Genomic DNA, 19,648 nt, shown 5'->3' on the forward strand with positions numbered 1-19,648 from the left:
GGCCCTGGATCTCTTCTGAACAAGTCTTTCTGTACTTGTAATTATATCACATCTAAGAAACAGCTTGGATAAGATCCGGACGCGCGCCTAGCGAGTCTGGATCCGAAAATACGTTCAAAATCAAAGACTCGTCTTTGATATCCTTTTCCGGCAGCATTTCAGTTTTCAGCCGGTGGAATACAAAAAGGCCCGAACTTTCGTCCGGGTCCCTCTTTGCTTACAACATTACGACCGACAGTGTTCAGAAACGATGGAGCCACTACGAAGATGCTGTGGCACCCAGTGTCCCCCTCTGTGATGGCCGCGTACCCAGTGGGGGCTGCGTGTATGTTCACACACATGCGTACCCTTCGGGTAACTACAAGATAGCTCATTCATTGAGGTGTCCTCCTTTTACCTTTGTAGGCTAAAGGAGGTTGAGCAGTTAATCATGTTGGTTATGTATTTTGAACGAGCCTTACCTTCAATATTCGTTCCTTTTGGAGGGCAACTTTCAATGAGGAAAGAATGAAACCTTAACTTCTTGTTGCGTTTCCCCCCTGTTATTGGTAGAATAGTGATTGTCGAAATCAATTCAGATACACGCCATCATATGATTTGCGAGATCATATTTTGGATACCAAGAGATTAAAAGCAAACGCTCCCCTAACCTCAAACCCTAGTATAGGGTTTATTTGTCATTCTGTCAACTATTATTTTGAAATAAATCACAATATACGGACAAAATTTCCTTCAATTATGACCATACATACAATATATAGTGTTTAGTGGTTTATCTTTTTCCTTCTAGTGTGTGAGTACATACCGTTTTTTTCTAATATAATATTACATTTTTCTCGTTCATCCTTCCTTCCTCTTATTTTAAGGTTCATCACTAGATATAGATTAAAAAATATTTAGCCCTGGGAACCGAATTCGGTTTCCAAGGCTTTTTTTGTGAAAATTCAAGCTGTTCTACCAATCATAAAACGGTAGTTCATTCAATAGTCTGGCGTCCCGGTCAAGACGTACCCAGTCGCATTCTTTCGCCTGGGCCAGCGTAAGAATTTCCTTCAAGTCTTCAGGAATGTTCATTAGCACAGACTCATGGCCTTCTATATCCTGCGGTACATGGATGAAATATCCGTAAGTATACCCATAGGAAGACAGCTGGCCTTTCAGTAGATCATTTGAAGCCAACCAGTTATTCGTTTCTAACGTAATATGGGCCGTAGAGATATCGAGTAATTGTAAGACAGGACTTCGGGTCTTAGTCATGGTGATTGCCTCTTTAGTCTCTCTTCGCGGTAATTCCGGATCGTTAACGCCATAAAAAAATTTTTCAGATCTGACGGCGGCAGAAAAGTCTTTACAAGAAATAGGTTTCCTTCTCTTCCATTTGGTTAACAAGTGCGTTGAATATATAAAATTCTCTGTGAGAATAGCACCCCAGGTCTTTGCTTTCTTTGTTACTCCCGGTAATACGGGCTTTGGATCACTTACATTAAAATTCATAGGAAGATTGCTGAAATCCTTGCATTCATTTTGGTTTTCAGTACCGGATGTATCATCTTCAAGATCGATTTCACCTTTTTCAGCTAAGTACCGATATTCTGCTTCAGCTTCATGTAAACAGCACCCAGGGAGAAGCCTTAAATTGGCTAAAGCTTCCCCGACTTCATCGGTCCAGCAATTGCTAAGGTCATAAAAAGCGTGACTAATTTTTTCCATAGCACTTCTTTGTTCAGCGGTCAATGTTACCTTTCTCATTTGAACAGCCCCTTTATTATGTTTATTAACTGCGCCTCGGCTGGGAGAAAATTAAAGTATGATCTTGGTAAAGCTCTATCAGATGATAGCTATTAATTCTTTAGGAGGTTATTCGGATTATCGTGTTGAACGCCGAATAACCGTTCTAAATTAGATTCACTGTTATTTGTCGAAAACGAAAAACATCCTTGAAATCTAGCCTATTCGCTCATTTGTTTTTCGTATTCAAGGATGCCTTCATACGTCAGCCATTCCGGTTTTTGCCCTTCAGGGAACGAATTGTGAAGCTCCTTCATCTTCTCAATATGCTCCTTTACGCTCTCGCCGCAAAGACGAGATATATTTCGGTTCCCATACCCAAGGTAATAGTCACAATCGCTTCGTAGCCTGCCCAGCATCATGTAGTTAAACCTAAATGGGTTCTCTTCGTGCTTCGTCTTGAAGGTTACAACCAAGTCGCTCTTGATAGGTGAACAAGGTTCGCCGTCGAAGTCGTTCCCGCAGCTATACAATAGAGGGTTATCGCTTCCCAGCGTTACGTCCTTCCACAACACCCCAGTTTCGATACACTTATAAACGGGTCTGTCCCAGTCGTCAACTCCGACATATTCCATCGTTCTTACATTTTCATTGGTTTCCATATCTCCAGCTCCATTCGTTTGTTTTAGGGGTAGGCTCCCCAATGCGATCAAACCTTTAGTTACTTGCATCCTGAATGATCTCAAGGTGATATATCATCGTTCCGGCGTAGTCCTCCCCTAAAATTTGATCGTGCGCTTCACCAGACTCCAGGCGTTCGTCAAAAAAGAGATAGTCTACATCCGTATAAATCTTAAATTGTTCTCGGGCCATTTCTTCAGCTCGTTTTCCTTCGTAAACCAAAATGTCAGAGACGACATCCTGGAACATCATAACCAGTACGTAAACTTTCATTGTTTAAACCATCCTTTCATGAGTCACAATGGAATGAATCTCTATTGCCTGTACATAGGGTCCCCGGTTAACAAAGCTGAAACAGCTGCGATCCGGACTAATAAAGAAAAGGATGCCGCTGAAGTGGCTTCCGTCCACCAATCGGAAACTTACGTAATCCCCGGTTTCGATAGGTTGAAGCAGTTTAGGAGTAATGGATTGCAAAAGTGGCATTTAGATATTCTCCTTTGGGATAGGTTTCCCGGCCGGACTTAGCCAGCCGGGAGAAATTCTTAGTCGTGCGAGTTGTAAAACGCCTTGCCTTCCTGCCGATCGTGAACCGGAATCGGATACGGGTTAGGGAACCCGGAAACAGACGAATAAATAAAATTTCCTCCGAACATCCAGCCAACATATCCCGAATCAGGAGCATGTACAGGAACGGCTATCAGATGGCCATAATGGCTCCGCAGCTGAAGAGCCGGGTTACGCTCAGAAACCGTACACGCGCGGGGTACGTTCTCCCCGACCAGGATAAAGCTGTTATGCTTTCCGGAAACGCCCCCGTTTGTGCTGTCCCATTCATTCCGAAGAACGTGAACCAGTAAGCCTTTAAGATTGTTTTGAATTTCCATGTTGTAATCACTCCCGATTAAGATTAGCGGCCGTCTATGCTTGCCACCTGGCGCAAGCGCACCATATCGAATAAGCTACAGAGGATTACTTCGCGCCTTAGTTCCTCCGGAGGCTCCGCAAAGCCGGGAACCGGCTGCCGGAGTGGAGGAACTTCCCTGTCAAAAGGAAACTGGAATACCGCACAACAAAAAGAGGCTGTTAGGCAGCGTTGTTTGCTGCCTTACAGCCTCTTTTGTTGGAGGATATGCCGGGAAAACTTTTGACGGGGATGGGCGCTATGGTAAGCTGGTACAAGGTGGCACTGTGCCAACCAGGCCGCAAGCTTCCGGCTTGCCGGAAGGTTTCCATCTTCTACGAATAAATCTTCGATATTCTTTCTTACTTTTCGAAAATAAATCAAAAACAGAGATATATGGAGAAAAGAGTGATATAAACCCGCGATAATCAGGGGAGAAGCTTAATTCACTTAGGTTGTAACAATCGGAATTTCGGTATATTATGGTCTTACACATGGGAGTATCTGGCTCTATCCTCAAAGCAAAAAAGGAGGACGAGCTATGAAAACCAACACAAACCTGCAGGTTGCTACCGTAATTATTCAGTCCTGTACGTTGTTGATTGCACTTCTCACGTTTATCTTCAAATTCAATTGAGCTAATAAACCGGCACCTTATAAACGGATAGAACCTACTCACTGGGGTCCAATCCACGAGTAGGTTCTACAATTCGCTTGGGGAAAAAGCTCAGCCCATGTGTGAAGGACAGTAAATGCTACCAACATTTACTGTTCTTTTTTTCGTTGCAGTGAACGAAACAGTGTGCTACTTGCCACTACGAAGGTAAATGTATAACGTTACTTCCTGTAACTCTTTTATACACTTCATTTACTAAAATGTCCACATGGCTTTTTTTCATATTCTATCGTTAACCTCCGTTTTTTTAAAATCTGTAGACTATTTTTTCCTTTTTCTTTCGTTTTCGCCTGATTACTATCCGATAAGGTTTTCCCGGCAGCTTGAAAAGCTGCTTGCTTTAGCTACGAAGCCAGGCCCGTAAAGAAATTCAATGGAATCTACAGAGTTCTTGGGGGCTAGCCCCCTTAGAACCTGTAAGTCGCTTGGATTTTAGGGCCGATGAACTGCGGGATCCAAAAATTATTCCAGCATGTAAAGCATTTGTCGGATTAGCTGGCTTTGATTCCCCTTTTGAATTGCGGCGATAAAATTCATAAAGAGCAGGGATAGAAGTTCTTCAACGGTCATATAAAAGGACGGATCTAGCCGGTTCAGGTCCATCAAAAAGACTTCGAAACGCAAGGCAGCCTTCCGCAGCATCTTAAAATTCAGCTTACAATACCTCATTTTCACATCCGGAATAGCATGTTCCTGAAGGGTGAGGTGATTATCGTCTATTTCATCTAACCGCTGAATTTTTTTCCGAGGCGTAAGCTCTTTCCGTATTTGCTGCAGCGTACTTATAAAATGAGTCAATTCAGATGAGGACCGGACTTTACTTAGAAAATCCATATAGATCGCACTAAGCAGCTCTTCTAGCGAAAAATCCAGGGAATCGTCTTCAGCAAGCTCCAGCATATCCTCGATAAAAACCTCCGCACGCATAAAATCCAGTTCGGATCCTCGAATGGCCAGAACGACATAGTGCTCCTTCTTTGGCCGGAGTAAAAATTTCAAAAGGGAACCTTCTTCAGCCGGCTTTCGCATGCCTGATAAATAATGACTGATCTCATTTCCCCTACTAAAACGCTTATTCATTTTCCTGTGCCCCCATTCAGATAATTCATGATGAGGCGATGCGTCATGCTTCGGATCGATCGTTCGTCATGATCGATCACCAGCTGCCGGATCTGTTCGTGATAATGTAAGGGTGGTTTTGCATGCATGTAAATACCGGTATCCTGGTAATCAAGGACCGGGAATCGTTCGGGTGAATGCTGCATGAGCTGAAGAGCCTCGATTAAAATCTTCGTGTTGGCAACCGTTTGATTTTTCGCGTCTTCTGAATGCCGGCGCAGCTGCCGCCGCAGCTCGGGCGTAATCGGAAATTTGATGTCTTTAAGCTTGTCACTCCGTTCTTTTCGTCCAGCCGGGTTTCGTTGTGGAACGAACTGTGAATTGAGTCCTAACATTGCCTCTCCCCCTTTTCATCAGCTAGAATCTTGCTTATCGCTAGGGTCAAAATTCCGTTTCGTCTAGAATTCCACGCTAGTACAAGCTATGAAGATAGGGGAGAACTTATGCAGGAGGTATAAAAAAAGAGAGGCTTGGCCAATCTGATAGTAAACAATGGGAATCGGGAGTGATCGGAGTGAATAAGGAAAAGTTGACGAAGGAAGAGGCCCGGAAACTAATTCAACTCGCACAGAAAGCCGGCAAAGAAACTGGCTTGAAACGGATCGGAACTGGGAGAAAGTAACCTCGGTTAATCAATGATTATCACAAATAAAAAAGACGCTTGGAATATATCCAGGTGTCTTTTTTCCTTTACTGCAGTTTACATGAAACCTGTCCCACGTTGTTATTTGACAAGTTGGTTCAAAATTTCATCGGGTTTAGTCACGATATATTTTGTTTCTCCCAGCTGGAATGTTACGTTTCGGCGTATCCCATTGGAAAAGGAAAATCGTAAGACGTGTTCGTTTCGATTGGTGGAACTTGAAACGATATCGATCGATTGCAAGACACCGATAGCTTGTATACTCTCTCCCCATGCTTTCACCCGGCCGTAATAATCCGGGGAACTAAGGTAATCTGAAATGCTTTCTAAATCAAATAAGGAAAACGCATTCGCGTAATCTTTTTTATAGAGAGAAACTGCAAAGGTATGAAAAATATCCTTCTCCCTCATATCCTTCATCCCTTCCCCATCATGACGATTTTCCGATACAACATCCCCGCCCGTAGGTACTTCTATCTTCGCTATGTTGGGAAGTTTCTGCAACGTAGCAGGATCAGATGATCGATCGATGAACTTGGTGTATAGGATGATCGCCAAAATCAATGCAATTATGAGCATTAATTTTCCGTTATTTTTCACGGTGCTTTTCCTCCAGGACGCGAGTTCCAGATATGAGGCAATGGATCGAGAATCTGCCCATTTTTCTTCAGCTCGAAGTGAAGATGTGAGCCAGATCCTACCCCTGTGTGGCCGACTAGGCCGATTTTTGTTCCTTGCTTTACCGTGGAACCTTTACTAATAAGATGCTCCGACATGTGGCAATAGCGAGACTGCCAGCCTTCTTTATGTTCGATACGTACATATTTTCCGCATGTACTGCTATCTTCAACGGCTGTAACAGTGCCGGCTGCCGTAGCATAAATCGGTTTTCCAAAGTCAGCTTCCCCTGGAAGATTAATATCTACGCCGTAGTGAAAATCGGGTTTACCGAAAAGAATACGGCTACCGAAACGATCGGTTACCTGGTTAAGATCCGGAACTGGCCACATAAAAAATGAATCGGTCGGCGGTACAATTTCTTCTTCGGGAGACTCTTCAAAAAACATCGGAAACTGGTCCTTAAAGTTCAGCTGGAGGTTTTTTGCCCATTCCACTTGTGATGCGTCAAAGGGATAGAGACTCATAACCTCATCTAGATCCCGCGTATGACGGACCGAATATTCGTTTCCATCTCCATCCGTGTGCGTTGTGTAATAGACGAAAAATTGAATAGCATCTTCTTTCGAGTACTTTTCTATTTCCATCTCACTACGGACATAATTAAAGATCAGCAGCTCGGACCAGTCAACGGATTGTTCAATCCCATACTTTTTATAGCTTTTTAACATCTCCGTTTCTTCAGGACTCTCTCCTATAAAGAATATGTTGGTCATAAGCGTGACAAACATAGCCGGGAGAGCAAAGAATATTAAAAGCAGCATCAGGATCCCGGAGAGAATCGCTTTTCTTAGCTTGGGATCGGTGACCAGTTTTACTGCAAAGCGAATAGCCGCTAATTTCATGCGGTGTATTCGCCTTTTTTGATGTACTTCTCTTCATGCGCCCAGCGTTTGGTCTGGAACTCTACCTTTTGTGTATCTCCCATAATCATGACGCCTTTACCACGCCCTCTGGAAGAAGACAGAAGTTTCTTTTCACGCTTAGAGAAGGAGTACAAGGAATTAAGCTCCTGCAGGTCAAGTTTACCGATCCGGAAGATCTTTTTAAACCGGCTGTTGTTAATAATGGCTTGTCCGTATTTCGTGATATTGGATTCACGGCGCTGGCCGTCAGGCGATACCGAAACGCCAAGGAAGTCCAGCAAGTTTTGCGTGGCCAGCTGCAGCGCACAAAAATATTTACGACCACGTTTATTAACGTTGTAAAGGAATTCGGCTGCTTCTTCATTCTGTGCATTCATCATCACATGGACCTCATCGGCCTTCAGACTGGTATACAGACCCTTTTGCCTACATTCCTTGATGAACTGCCACGTATGCAGAAGCAGCAAATAATAGATTGAATTCTTCATACGATTGGTTACATCATGTATATCGAACACGATGAGCCGATCGTCAAAATCCCACTGAGTCTGTCCATTCAGAAGGCTGGAATAGATGCCGTCAATGTAAGGATTCAGCGTTACCAAAATACGTTTTCTTCCGGGAATGCCCTCATTGTCGTTCGCGCCGATCTTTGATTCCGCTTTACGCTTGAAGTCCGATAAGGTAGGAAAAAATTCCGGAAAAGACGTCATATTTTCATTGAAATTGGCTTCCATGTATATTTCCCGTACATCTTCTTCTATCATAGAAGCTTCCGTAGAGGTCATTTCTGGCATCCAGAATTTAAATAATGGCAGCACGTTTTGAATATGGAGCTTCGTTGCATCCCAGAAATGTCGTTGTCCATCCACGTTTTCATTGTCAGAATCGACAATCGGGCTTCGAACATGGAATGGATTTGTGCATACCTGGGCGATATTGAATCTTTTTCCGAATGTGAAAAAATACTCGCGCTCCGGATCGAACAGGACGATGAAATCCAGCAGTGGCGCCTCTCGTATAATCTCATTGGTCATATCATAGGACTTTCCGGCTCCGGGAAGACCCAGGGAAAAGCCATGTGGATTATCATGAAGATTGGCGTCAAACCGATTGTAAATGTACGGAGATTGGTTAATCGGATTCTCAGCAAAGTAAATGCCGGATTCCTCCTGAAACTCACCGCTATCGAACGGAATCAAGCTGGCAATCGTTTTAGCCGGCATGTTCCAGGTGTAATACTGATCCGCGATATCACACCGATACAAAAGAGGCATACACGACCAGAAGGAATCAAAGATGTTCTTGCCAGGGAGCATGATTGTTCGGGCATAGCAGTCGGCGCCGCTGAGTGCGGCCTGCAGGTTGTTGAAGGTTTCCCTCATTTCTTCTTCTGTTTCTCCGCTGGCTTCGATAATAATAGTCGTATCATAAATCATTTCATTGTTACTCGTAATACGCTCATACATTTTTCGGGCAGTTAAGTACTCAGTTTCCTTATCCATCCGTTCTTTTTCGTTTCGAGCCTGATCCATTTCACGTTTTAAACGTGTAACCATTTTTCCGACCGAATCCGTTAATTCCTTGCCCTTGGGCCGAGGGTTGAGTATAAAGGATATGGTCTTATTCCCATTCACGCGAAGAAGAGGTGCAAGCCATCGGAATCGCTTATTGGGTCGGATTGGGTAACGCACGACCGCCATATGTAAGTAATAGCGTCCATCGATCTGCATCAAACCCGACGGTGAGCCGGTCATTTTACTCGGGACAAGAAGATGTTCGGGCATCCCCTCTTGGTAAGGCTGGTGAATGGATGTCTGCGGGTTTAAACGTTCGTATAGAATCCGCATGCTTTCGTCACGGGACAGTACTTTTACATCCATACCTTGTTCAAGCATTTGGTTCGTGATCGTTCCAAGGGTATTCCGTAAGTCGGACTCAATCCCTTTTCCCTTTCCTTCAAGAACAATATAAAACCGATTGATCGTCCGGATATTTCGACTCAAAACCTCGAAGGACTGCTTTTGTTCTTCGATCATGTCAATGTAAAGGTCCAGGTCTTCTTGCTGCTGCTTGTTGTTCAGCCACGCGATATTTTTCTCGACCCTTACTTTCTCGGAGTTAACCAGCCACTGCACGCGGCCGCGCCAGGACGTTAGCGATATCCGGAGGGCATCTTCAACGGATTCAAGGTCTTCGGGCTCCATTGATTCTCCGTTGATTGGCTGCACTTGAATGACAAGCTTCTGATAGCCGTCTTTTCCTTGAATTAGGTCATCGACTTTGGAGAAAGGCAGCACATTCATTTTTTGCTTAATTGTCTTGTCCTTCTTGCCTAATCCCAGAATCTCCATCACCACCGGTAATATCTGTGAAGCCAACGATATCCCCCCTTTGTTCATAGAAATAATATTCTTTTTTTGCACGGAACGTGTGATACATATCCAAGGCATATCTCCATATGACTCGGCCAAATAATTGCTGGCTGAAAATGTGACGGAGGAAAAATAGGTAGGCTGCGATAACCCCAAAGCGTATTATTCCTGCCGTATCAGCGTCTTTTGAAAAAATGTAGAAACCCAATACTCCGGCGTTGATTCCCCAAATGATGGCTTCCATCCGAGCCATGCCAAAATATTGTCCCTTGATCGGGGTATTGCGGGGGATCAAGGGATAATCCTCATCATCATAATCATGTGATCTCATGGTTTTCTCCTATATCTTTCGTAGAGAGCCGTATACAGCCATGCGTGTTGCATTTTTCACGCCACCACCGACCGATTTTGTTAATCCGGACGAATAATATGCCCAGCCTTTCAAAAATGCAGGCCCTTTACCAGCTACGATTAGAACCGCAATAGCCAGATAACGATTTAAAAGTCCGTCCCCGCAGGATAAGAAGCCGAACATTAAGTAAATGCAAGTAGCTTGCCAAACCTGGCTAAAAACAACCGCACTCAATTCCTTTGCAAAGACCGGAAATAATTCGCCCTTATAGGCCAATGATGTAGCAATGACCGGGCTAAATAAGTAGAAACCCATAATTTCCACATACCGGATCGTTGCTGTTACGCATAACCAAATAGCTGCAATTAACATGGCTATAGCCATGGCCGTTGTCCAAAGCCCACCGCCACCGGCAATAAAGCATTGCAAGGTATCCATGGGATTGTTAGTGACTTTAAGCGAAAATATGGCTTCAACGAGATAGTTATTGGCCTTGAGCCAAAGGTTATCGATCAGCCATGGAAAAAGATAAATCATTCCATAGGCAGCAATAGCTCTCTGAGCTAACTCACCAATAGATGTCTCCCCAAACACCTGGTCCAAGAAGGCACCTTGTCCTGCTTTAATGACAAGAACGAGTGTAAGCCAAGCCGCAGCAAGAATCTGAGCATAGTGAACGTAATTTGTAAGCAAGAAGACATTATTCAAATTTGTTGGAGTAAAAACCAGATCTTGAAGAGACTGATAAATATTGTTTGCGATATCATCAACCGATTTGGCTAATACTCCAAGCATTCCTTTGTACATGTACTCCGTGATTTTATCTATCATGTCCGCATGAACAACTTGCGATAAAAAAATGGATGAATAAATCATCCAAAGGAATGCTTTGATAAATTTCCTGCTTTTGTTATATAAGGAGTGCGAAATCATACCAGTTGTTCGGTGACAACGTGTGGAATGGTAGGCCCATTTGTCATATCTACATTAGTATCTGCATCGAGTACAAACCAAACGATAATCATGATACCAAAGGCTACAACAAAAGCGTTTCGGATTCTTTTCTTAACACCGTTCTGTTCATCCTCAGTCATGGTATACCAGCCTAGTGCTTGAAAAATGCTATAGATAACGGCCAGTGCTGGGAAAACAGCCATAATTGTGACTCGTTTACCTTCCAGGTACGTAATCATATTGTCTAGTGGATCGATTCCTGTTTCTTTTAAAGCTACGTATACAGCCACCGCGCTTACACTAAACATAGTATGTTGATACTTTTTACTCCAATTTAAAATAGCGTTTTTCAAATCACTTTCCTCCTATGTACTCTTTTAATACCATCCGCAATACAACGACTTCATCACAACCTAATCGACTTGCTTCCGTTCCTAACCATCTCCTCTGTTCTCCCGTGACCAAATAAACACGTTTGTTTAAATGATCACGAATGTCTTCCACTGCTTCGATCGTTGTTCGGGCTGCAACGTCTAAGGCATTACGGACATGTTCGTTTACACTTCTCCCCCCTTTTGACATGTCCAATAATTTGCGATGAAGGTCATCCGGAATATACCAATTGATCTTTGATAGCGGCTCTCTGTCGGAGGGCTTGCTTTCCAATGGTATCAATCCGAACACCTCCTTTAGACCTATAATAACGTCTGTTATCTAAACAGACAATACATTTTGAACCTTTTTCAGAGAAATAATGACATTTTTTTAGATCATTAGACCTAATATTAAAACATGTTTGAATATAAAGTCCTAAAATCAAACCAAATTAAAAAAGGGAAAAGTACTTGATAAGAAAGAGGGCGTTAAATTAGCATTTCGCGTTGAGAGTCGCGTATGGCCTTAATGAGAGAAGACAAACGAGTAGTTTGGTCAATGGTTACAGAAAAAACAGTGAAAGTTATCTTGAATAATGCTCATTTTATTCGATCTGAATCTGCACTGCTGGGCTGCGCCCGCAGGCAGCCGGTTCCCCTGCAGCTCCTTTAGCTCGACCTCCGGTATGGCCAGGCTTCCCTATTGTTCCGGATCCGCACGGTTGGGCTGCGTCCGCAGGCAGCCGGTTCCTTTGCAGCTCCTTCAACTAGCCCTTCGGTATGACCAGGCTTCCCTATTGTTCCGGACCCGCACGGATGGGCCGCGTCCGCAGGCTCCCGGTTCTTCCCGCAGCTCCTTCAGCTCGCCCTCCGGTGACCAGGCTTCCCTATTGTTCCAGACCCGCACGGATGGGCCGCGCCCGCAGGTAGCCGGTTCCCCAAAACGCTCCTGCAATTGACTCTTCGTAGCCAGTCGATCCAGATACGCAAGCCGGGCAGCATCCGCCAAAATCCGGAATTACCATAGTTCTTGCAGTTCACCCTCTATCGCCAGGATGTCAGATCAATCCGGATCTGCACAGAGAGGTTGCCCCCGCCGGCACCCGGTGTCCCAAAACGTTTCTGCAATTGACTCTTCGTGGCCAGTCGATCCAGATACGTAAGCCGGGCAGCATCCGCCAGAATCCGGAATTACCATAGTTCTTGCAGTTAACCCCTCTATCGTCAGGATGTCAGATCAATTCAGATATGCACAGAGAGGTTGCCCCCGCCGGCACCCGGTGTCCCAAAACGCTTCTGCAATTGACTCTTCGTGGCCAATCGATCCAGATACGCATGCCGGGCAGCATCCGCCAGAATCCATCAAATACCAGGCAGCCACAGTGTTCCATAACGGTGCAGCGAGGTTCGCCCCGCCAAAGCCGAACAGCATAAAAAACTCCCGCAGCTGAAAAAAGGCATAAACAACTAAAATTAACTAGAGTCAGAAATGTCCACAACCCCAGAAGCTACCTGAAGGAATCCTGTGGATATCTCTGAAAGAACCAAGGCACGCGCCTTACTAAGAGATGTATAGGAATTTGCACCATTTGCGCGGTTGGTTTCGTTTGGCCGCATTGCTGGCATATTAAGAGCATAACAGTTGATGTTCCCACGGCCATGACCTGCTTGTGTCACTTGAATGCGTTGCTCTAGGATTAATTTCTTGATAGCTGCCTTTACGGTCCGGAGAGCACCGTTAATACGCTTCGCAATATCGACTTGCGACAGCTGCAGCTTATTTTTACTCTCTTTAATGAGGTTGATGATTTTTGCTTCAATATCAGCACTTTTTTGGTATTTTACTTCTCCCTCATACTCTCGGATGATATTTAGACGAAATTCTAGTCCGGAATATCTCTCTACATGCTCTCTGCTAGGTCCACGATATTTCCCACTAAAAGCGCTTTTTACGCATTTACGGACATCTTTTTTTGTAAAGGGCTCTCCCCCTTTCTCATTACGTTCAGACCAAGAATATAGCGCCTCCAAGGTATCCTGCTCTGGCCAATGAAGGGCATAGTAAAGGAGAGCCAGCGTAAAGCAAACGTTATCGCGTTGGCCTTTTATAGTACCTCTTTGTAATTTACGAATCGCAGGATGTCCAAAAATGTCCATCTGAAGGACATTAATTTTTTTAGTGTATATGGTTTGTTCGGTGATTGGATTATCTTCTATGTATAGTTCGTACCAGGATTTGAAGTCATCGTATGTATATAGATTGCATGGGTTTGTAACTTGATAAATATCACTACGCGGGATCCCAAACCAGCGTTCCGCCCCAACGCCTTGAATATCTGCCCCCGTTGCTTTTGCCATAGCCGTAGAGATCCGATCGACATGGGCAACGACATTGGTGTAAGCTGCTATTTTCTGAATCTGCCAATAAACATGCCAGTGTCCGAATGTTTTTGATCGTACGAGAAAATGCGGCAACGGCAAGCCGGCTTCTTCGATAAGTTCAAGAAGATCCAGAGCTGAAGGAATCACAAAATCAAATTCCAGCATGAAGGTATGTATATACTGAAGGTTCCTTTTTGTCCGGCCGCACTTGGCAAGCCTGAAAATACTTGGCGTGTACCAGTTTGTAGACATACAATCGGCATGATACTTCAGCTGCTCTACAGAACGAATCACGCTTTGAGCATCGAATTTTGATCCTTTATGGTTTGTAAATAAGATTCCGTCCATTTGGGGGAATAACGCGTCAAAAAAAACATCCCTCGATACCCGTAGCACCTGTAATCACCTCGTTTGTAGTCATATTGAAGTATTGAAAGCTATGTAATTAACATGTTATAATTGGCAATAAGAAAGCAGGCCCTATACAATCCCATTTTTAAAAATGGACTGCAGAGCTATTTGTTTTATCGATTTGTTTTCGGGAGTTTTCTCGCCAAAGAAAATCCCAACCTTCGCCAAATTGTTTGGAAAAGCATTCTCCGTCAGTTTCGCCAAAAACTGATAGAGTCAAGATCAACACTCACAGACAATCTCTGTTCGCCAAGAACAGAGTTTTTTTCTTTTTTATAATCAAAAAAGAGCGGAAGACATAGAGGTATCTCTACATCACCCACTCATAGTAAACATGTCTGCCGGGGAAGCCGCGGAGCCGATCTTATAGGGCAAGTTAAATAAAACCCTCTAAGAAGGACTTACCATATAGAAATATGGCTCCCCCTATTGATATTCCGAATGAATATCAATATAATGTTTATATGAGTGGAAAGTAGTGAGTGAATTCCCATTACACTTTCAAGGGCCCGAATCCGTGAAAGAGTGTGATGGGAATTTTGCTATTCAGTTGTATTTGCTGCTTGCTACATTATATCAACACAAAGCGTCATCTAGCAACTACAAATTACTATTTTCGCAGTTGTCCACATCTGGATAATATTTTTCGATGAATGCGTTTTACATCAGAAGAACTATTGATTGTTATTCATTTTCGCTAGTCTAGGATTTGCGATAATAAATTCTAATGTACCAGATTCAAGGAAACAACTTTGAAAAATCTTCAGCACATCTTCCTCATTTAATCTTCCTGTCCCACATCCAAGTAACGGTATGGTTATCGATCGTAGCTCGTTCTTATGTGCCAGTCGTATAATATTCTTGATACACTCAGTGATATATTGAAGATCCGACCTTTGCCCAGGTTTCTTCATCGTAACTGCGTGAAAAATATACTTCGCTTTCAATGGTTCTTCACAAGGCGTGATAAAAACATCACCGGGAATGACTTGAATCCGCTTAGCTTCTTGCATGGAAAGCTTCTCTATTTTCCCACTGGTTTTATAATGAAGAGCCTCAGCGACACCTGCCATTTTTATGTACTTACCAAGCCATCCTCCCATCCAGCCTTGTCCATTGGCCGCACATACAATAACATCTGAATCTGCTTCACAAATATCCTCAATAAATCGGAACATAGAGCCCTCCTGTTATCTTATCTGGATAATAATGCCTTCAACTTTTCTGTAACATCTGCATTCGTGTACGGCCTGCTTAAATAAGAGTTGATTTGCAGCTGCTTACACTGCAAATGAAAATGCTGACGTAAAGGACCATTATATATGAAGAGATAGTTCGTATCGTTCCTCTGACCCATATGCTTTTTGATTTCGAAAGCATTAAAGTTAAAGTCCGTTTCGAAGATACAAAGAGCGATATGCTCATCCCTAAGTAACTTTTGTGCTTCCTTGAAAGACTTTACGGGGACAACGTTTAAGTCTGGAAAATCATTCAAGAGGTGTTCGATAGCCGGCTTCGACTCACGAATGAGTACGTTCAATACCCGTTCTTCACGGGGTATCCCTATAATGACCTGGTTTCTCCCCCGATTTTTCGCATCATAAACGGCTTCATCCGCCAGCTTAATAACCTCGGAGATCTGCATGCCTGGTTTCCATTCCGCAACACCCCCAGAAAAGGTTATGAAATGATTTCCTGCCTCACTTTCTGCTACAGGTACGTCATGTAAGGACTGAAGGACTCTTTGTAAGTGGTTCTGTGCCTGGGACTTATTTTCCCCAGGAAACATGACAATAAATTCCTCACCGCCAAAGCGAGCAATTTCATGATGCTTATCTAGGTTAAGTTTTAGCCGGTTATACAAGCCGATTAAGACAAGATCGCCAACCGCGTGGCCATATGTATCGTTGACTTGCTTAAACCGATCAGCATCAATAAAGGCGACAGTAAGGACGCCGCTATTATTTTCCGCTAATCTACATTCTGCAGCTAACCTTTCCAGCATGTATGCTCGGTTATAAGCTTTGGTTAAAGGGTCACGGAAAGACATCGATTCGAACTGTTTGGATCTAGCCAGGAGGTTCTTGATCCGAATGTAGGTTTCATCTGTTGCTCGGATAGCGCTTTCTACGATAATCTCCACACCTGCAAGGAGAAGATCATTTTTCTCTTCGGCTGGTAATCCTGGTGCATGGACAATAATCGGTATCCATTCAAGAAGCATGTTAGCCTTGATAACTCGTAATAATTCAAGAATATTACCTTGAAGAGTAGCCTTTTCTAAAATGATTAAATAATACGTTGATCGCGTGATGAGTTCGATCAGCTGCTGAAATGAGTCTGATTCCTTTACCTGCATGAATATTTCATCATGAAGAGAACGGTAGTATTGATGATAGGTTTCATGAGTTCCTACGTATAGAGCAGTAGATCCATCCAAATGAGGGGGCCTCCTTTCCTTAAAGGTCTTCGATTAAGCCAGCTGTTCTTTCAGCCGGTGGATTCGTGTACGTGCTGATATATCTTTTACTGCGGTGACGAAGCAGCCGCTCTAAATCTTGCTCGGTAACTCCGGGCTTTTTGGCGAGTTCATTGGCAAAAGTGTGTCTTAAATCATGTGGACGTAAAGGAGAAATATGCCTAGAAGTATCCTGAGTTTCTGAGTCGTGCCATTGCCCAATTTGTTCTAAAATCTTATTAATCGTTCGTGGATGCAACCGACCATTCTCATGTCGTTTTGGCCGTCCTGATGCGCTTAGAAAGAGCGCTGTGGTTTCTCCCTTTGCTGCATCACGTTCACGTTCATGTTGAAGGTAGTCTGCTAAAGCATTTCTGGCTTCAGCTGATAAGTACTCCGTTCCCTCAGTTTTGCCTTTACCTCGGATTTTTACAATTCGGGCACTTCTAGCCTGGCGAAGAAGCTCCGGCTCATTTGGAATCACTTGATCGATATCAAGCATGACTAGCTCTTCGCGGCGCAATCCCGTAGACAGAAATACATACACAATTGCTCGATCTCTAATGGGCCTTGCATATTTTTTAAGCTCGATCGTCTTTGTTGTTCGCCGCCGATCGGTTTTAGCATGAAAACGTTCGAGACGGTCGCAAATATTTTTGAGGGAAAGTATTTGCTGCGGCGTTAAAGTGCGTGGTTCCGGAGCCGGAAGCATAATCTCTCGGATACCCTTCATTGGGTCCTTTGGCATCAAATGCGGAGCAGCTGCACGAAGCCATTTTATAAAACCGTTTAACGCGGAATGATGGTTATTTACATAGGAGGCAGCATAGCCGGCTCCCCCATTCTTCTCTGGCTTGTATAAAAAGTTGAGCCAATCCTGAATGTCTCGTTTAACAATCCCTGTCACTTTATCATGGCCGTATCGTTCTATGTAAAAATGATAGAAACGATTTAGACATCGTTCTATTTTCTTGGGATCCTGGCTATCTTCATAAACCCTATCGATGTATGCAGGTAACCATAGACCTAGATGATCATCTTCAGATAGACTGACGACATTTCTTGTTGTTCTCATCTGCATACTTCTCCTTTTCATGGAATGGATTTTTATTGTGAATTTATCTTTTTAGGCATTTCCTTCGGCAGCTGGCTCTCTCACAGTTATTTCAGTCCCACAATTGTATCGATAATATTTTTTTTCAAAATTCATCTTCGTTTCTATTTCTGTTTCTGTTTCTGTTCCAATTAATAAAATAAACAATCGATCCGGCAAAAATAATGTACCCAAGCAAAATATAAGCCATAGCACTGTCCCCCTCATGTTCCTCGTTATTCACCGGTGTTCGTAATTTTCTCAGCCAAGCGTGCCTTAGTGTCGTCACTAACTCTTCTTGCTATTTTTAGAGCATGATGCCGACTAGACGATTCTTTCTGGCCACTGATCGTTGATTCGTCGTGAATTCCCATCATTTTTCCATCGACTTCGATCATCGGTATCCAGGCCGAATGAATTCCCTTACCTTGCTCGTCAAAGAATGATTTATACTTAGCTGTCACTTTATCGCCTATCACTTGAACTGGTTTTTCCTCTATCATCGTGGCCCCCCCCGTTCTGTTAAATTCCTCAATATTCATTTAAGTTTCCTGATAACGGATTTCACTACTATTCAATAACCCCGTAAACGAACGAGCAAATTCTTCTGCTTCTTCTTTAGAATCCTTCACATCGAGGAATTGACGCATTGGAGTGTTTTGATCTTCAAAAAGTTTATATACTAGATAAACTGCGTAATTCTCATCATCGTTTTTAATCCACATATAAGCTTCCATAATACACGCTCCTTTTCATCTTCCGGATCAGGCCGATTCCTCTATCAAATCTCTCGCTATTCTTAACCCGCGTAACCCCACCCAAATAATCGCTATAACAACACCAAACCAATTCACCGGTGGCGCTAACGTAAGCATCCATGAGATGACGCTCAAGGCTAAGGCAAACCATCCACCCCACCAGAAGGCAAACCCAATCCGTTCAGCTTTAGGCTCAGGCTTCAAGTGCAGCTGCTTTCTAAACCAGTATAGAGCACTTCCTATGATAATATAGCTTATTGCTGGTCCAATCATATATCCACACCTTTCTTCATCGGGTTGCTTTATGACAGAACCTCTATTTTTATTAAAACATCTTTATAAGTAATTTCATTTTCATGCACATTTTTGTATAAATTAAATGCTTCATCAAACTGAGCATCCGTTACTTTTATATAGCCATTATCAGTCATTTCTTGGTCCGTTTCATCTGGTTCACTTACCATCTTATATTCTTCATTGTTTATTTTTAAAAAATTTCTTCCCATGATTGGCCTCCTTATGTACGGTTTGGAAAATGACATTAGACATGTTACTACTCCTTTGAACGAGTTTATTCAATGGACTGTATTACTTAATACCAATACGGTCTAAGAGCTGCCATACTTCCTTATGTGTGTACAAGTTACTATCGCTTATCAATTCTCTATAGATGTAAAATCACCATTCAAAGCCTTATCCAAATAAAAGCCCATTCCGATTTTAGGGCGAAGTGTCCATATAAACCCATCTGCAATTAGCTTGCTAATATCATCATATTGTATAATTTCGCGCTCTGCTTGAATTACTTTGAGTTGTCCATCCACTATATCAAATCGGCGCCATTCTCTAAGCCCCATCCTTTTCCCTGGATAAAATTTAACATGAGAAGCTTCCATCAGACTTTCATTATTTTTTTCTAGGTGGAATGGATATGCTTCTTCCGCATATTCAGCAATCTGGAATGGTTCTCCATTTTGAAAGATCAGTGGATTTTTACTATTGAATTCTTCAATTACAGCCTCATCGACATTCATTAAAATTGCATAAGCCACAACTTCTTCATGCGAGTATAATTTACCATTAAAATATTTAGACATGATCCATATCCTCCTTTAATCTTCCGTGCCTTAATTTGTCATTCTTATAGCTATAGAAATGAAACCCTACAAGAATATTATAACACATTACAAGGCACA

The 19,648-nt window shown here is 43.0% G+C and carries 22 protein-coding genes; all 22 read right to left on the reverse strand.

The annotated features are described in order from the left end of the window. Window positions 1–954: 954 nt before the first annotated feature. Complete coding sequence (locus EDM21_RS21675) at window positions 955–1,749, reverse strand: DUF5983 family protein (protein ID WP_157338521.1); 795 nt, start codon at window positions 1,747–1,749, stop codon at window positions 955–957. Between the two features lie 200 nt (window positions 1,750–1,949). Beyond that, window positions 1,950–2,390 carry an LPD11 domain-containing protein gene (locus EDM21_RS21680; protein ID WP_157338522.1) on the reverse strand — a complete coding sequence of 147 codons (441 nt, stop codon included), beginning with the start codon at window positions 2,388–2,390 and terminating at the stop codon, window positions 1,950–1,952. Between the two features lie 55 nt (window positions 2,391–2,445). Beyond that, complete coding sequence (locus tag EDM21_RS21685) at window positions 2,446–2,682, reverse strand: hypothetical protein (RefSeq protein ID WP_157338523.1); 237 nt, start codon at window positions 2,680–2,682, stop codon at window positions 2,446–2,448. 3 nt (window positions 2,683–2,685) lie between these two features. Beyond that, on the reverse strand, window positions 2,686–2,895 hold the full coding sequence (locus EDM21_RS21690; protein ID WP_157338524.1) for a hypothetical protein: 210 nt from the start codon (window positions 2,893–2,895) through the stop codon (window positions 2,686–2,688). A 59-nt stretch (window positions 2,896–2,954) separates the two neighbouring features. Further along, on the reverse strand, window positions 2,955–3,296 hold the full coding sequence (locus EDM21_RS21695; RefSeq protein ID WP_157338525.1) for a hypothetical protein: 342 nt from the start codon (window positions 3,294–3,296) through the stop codon (window positions 2,955–2,957). A gap of 1,155 nt (window positions 3,297–4,451) precedes the next feature. After that, window positions 4,452–4,988 carry a hypothetical protein gene (locus tag EDM21_RS21700; protein WP_157338526.1) on the reverse strand — a complete coding sequence of 179 codons (537 nt, stop codon included), beginning with the start codon at window positions 4,986–4,988 and terminating at the stop codon, window positions 4,452–4,454. A gap of 77 nt (window positions 4,989–5,065) precedes the next feature. Beyond that, complete coding sequence (locus EDM21_RS21705; RefSeq protein WP_157338527.1) at window positions 5,066–5,443, reverse strand: hypothetical protein; 378 nt, start codon at window positions 5,441–5,443, stop codon at window positions 5,066–5,068. A 389-nt stretch (window positions 5,444–5,832) separates the two neighbouring features. After that, window positions 5,833–6,351 (reverse strand): hypothetical protein, encoded by a 519-nt coding sequence (locus EDM21_RS21710; protein WP_157338528.1) that lies wholly within the window; start codon window positions 6,349–6,351, stop codon window positions 5,833–5,835. Then, complete coding sequence (locus EDM21_RS21715; protein ID WP_157338529.1) at window positions 6,348–7,274, reverse strand: M23 family metallopeptidase; 927 nt, start codon at window positions 7,272–7,274, stop codon at window positions 6,348–6,350. The genes EDM21_RS21710 and EDM21_RS21715 overlap by 4 nt, the downstream gene beginning before the upstream one ends. Beyond that, window positions 7,271–9,676 carry a VirB4 family type IV secretion system protein gene (locus tag EDM21_RS21720; RefSeq protein WP_157338530.1) on the reverse strand — a complete coding sequence of 802 codons (2,406 nt, stop codon included), beginning with the start codon at window positions 9,674–9,676 and terminating at the stop codon, window positions 7,271–7,273. Before EDM21_RS21720 ends, EDM21_RS21715 begins: the two co-directional genes overlap by 4 nt. Then, window positions 9,609–10,001 (reverse strand): hypothetical protein, encoded by a 393-nt coding sequence (locus EDM21_RS21725; RefSeq protein WP_157338531.1) that lies wholly within the window; start codon window positions 9,999–10,001, stop codon window positions 9,609–9,611. The genes EDM21_RS21720 and EDM21_RS21725 overlap by 68 nt, the downstream gene beginning before the upstream one ends. A gap of 9 nt (window positions 10,002–10,010) precedes the next feature. Next, window positions 10,011–10,829: a conjugal transfer protein TrbL family protein gene (locus EDM21_RS21730; RefSeq protein WP_157338532.1), complete on the reverse strand. Its 819-nt coding sequence runs from the start codon at window positions 10,827–10,829 to the stop codon at window positions 10,011–10,013. 122 nt (window positions 10,830–10,951) lie between these two features. Next, window positions 10,952–11,329 carry a hypothetical protein gene (locus tag EDM21_RS21735; protein ID WP_157338533.1) on the reverse strand — a complete coding sequence of 126 codons (378 nt, stop codon included), beginning with the start codon at window positions 11,327–11,329 and terminating at the stop codon, window positions 10,952–10,954. 1 nt (window position 11,330) lies between these two features. Continuing rightward, window positions 11,331–11,651 (reverse strand): hypothetical protein, encoded by a 321-nt coding sequence (locus EDM21_RS21740; RefSeq protein ID WP_157338534.1) that lies wholly within the window; start codon window positions 11,649–11,651, stop codon window positions 11,331–11,333. 1,172 nt (window positions 11,652–12,823) lie between these two features. Next, entirely contained in the window at window positions 12,824–14,128 is a 1,305-nt protein-coding gene (locus EDM21_RS25415) for a primase C-terminal domain-containing protein (protein WP_157338535.1), read from the reverse strand. Window positions 14,129–14,817: 689 nt separating this feature from the next. Beyond that, a complete protein-coding gene (locus EDM21_RS21750; RefSeq protein WP_157338536.1) occupies window positions 14,818–15,321 on the reverse strand; it encodes a macro domain-containing protein in 504 nt (167 codons plus the stop codon). Window positions 15,322–15,338: 17 nt separating this feature from the next. Further along, window positions 15,339–16,583, reverse strand: coding sequence for a GGDEF domain-containing protein (locus EDM21_RS21755; RefSeq protein WP_157338537.1), 1,245 nt, complete (start codon window positions 16,581–16,583; stop codon window positions 15,339–15,341). 19 nt (window positions 16,584–16,602) lie between these two features. Further along, window positions 16,603–17,676 (reverse strand): tyrosine-type recombinase/integrase, encoded by a 1,074-nt coding sequence (locus EDM21_RS21760; RefSeq protein WP_235918320.1) that lies wholly within the window; start codon window positions 17,674–17,676, stop codon window positions 16,603–16,605. Between the two features lie 254 nt (window positions 17,677–17,930). Continuing rightward, window positions 17,931–18,197, reverse strand: a complete 267-nt coding sequence (locus EDM21_RS21765; RefSeq protein ID WP_157338539.1) for a hypothetical protein — start codon at window positions 18,195–18,197, stop codon at window positions 17,931–17,933. Window positions 18,198–18,236: 39 nt separating this feature from the next. Continuing rightward, window positions 18,237–18,431 carry a hypothetical protein gene (locus EDM21_RS21770; RefSeq protein WP_157338540.1) on the reverse strand — a complete coding sequence of 65 codons (195 nt, stop codon included), beginning with the start codon at window positions 18,429–18,431 and terminating at the stop codon, window positions 18,237–18,239. A 323-nt stretch (window positions 18,432–18,754) separates the two neighbouring features. Beyond that, a complete protein-coding gene (locus tag EDM21_RS21775; protein WP_157338541.1) occupies window positions 18,755–18,958 on the reverse strand; it encodes a hypothetical protein in 204 nt (67 codons plus the stop codon). A 150-nt stretch (window positions 18,959–19,108) separates the two neighbouring features. Further along, entirely contained in the window at window positions 19,109–19,549 is a 441-nt protein-coding gene (locus tag EDM21_RS21780; protein ID WP_157338542.1) for a hypothetical protein, read from the reverse strand. Window positions 19,550–19,648: the final 99 nt, after the last annotated feature.

Source organism: Paenibacillus lutrae, from assembly GCF_009757775.1.
Lineage (GTDB): Bacteria > Bacillota > Bacilli > Paenibacillales > NBRC-103111 > Paenibacillus_F > Paenibacillus_F lutrae.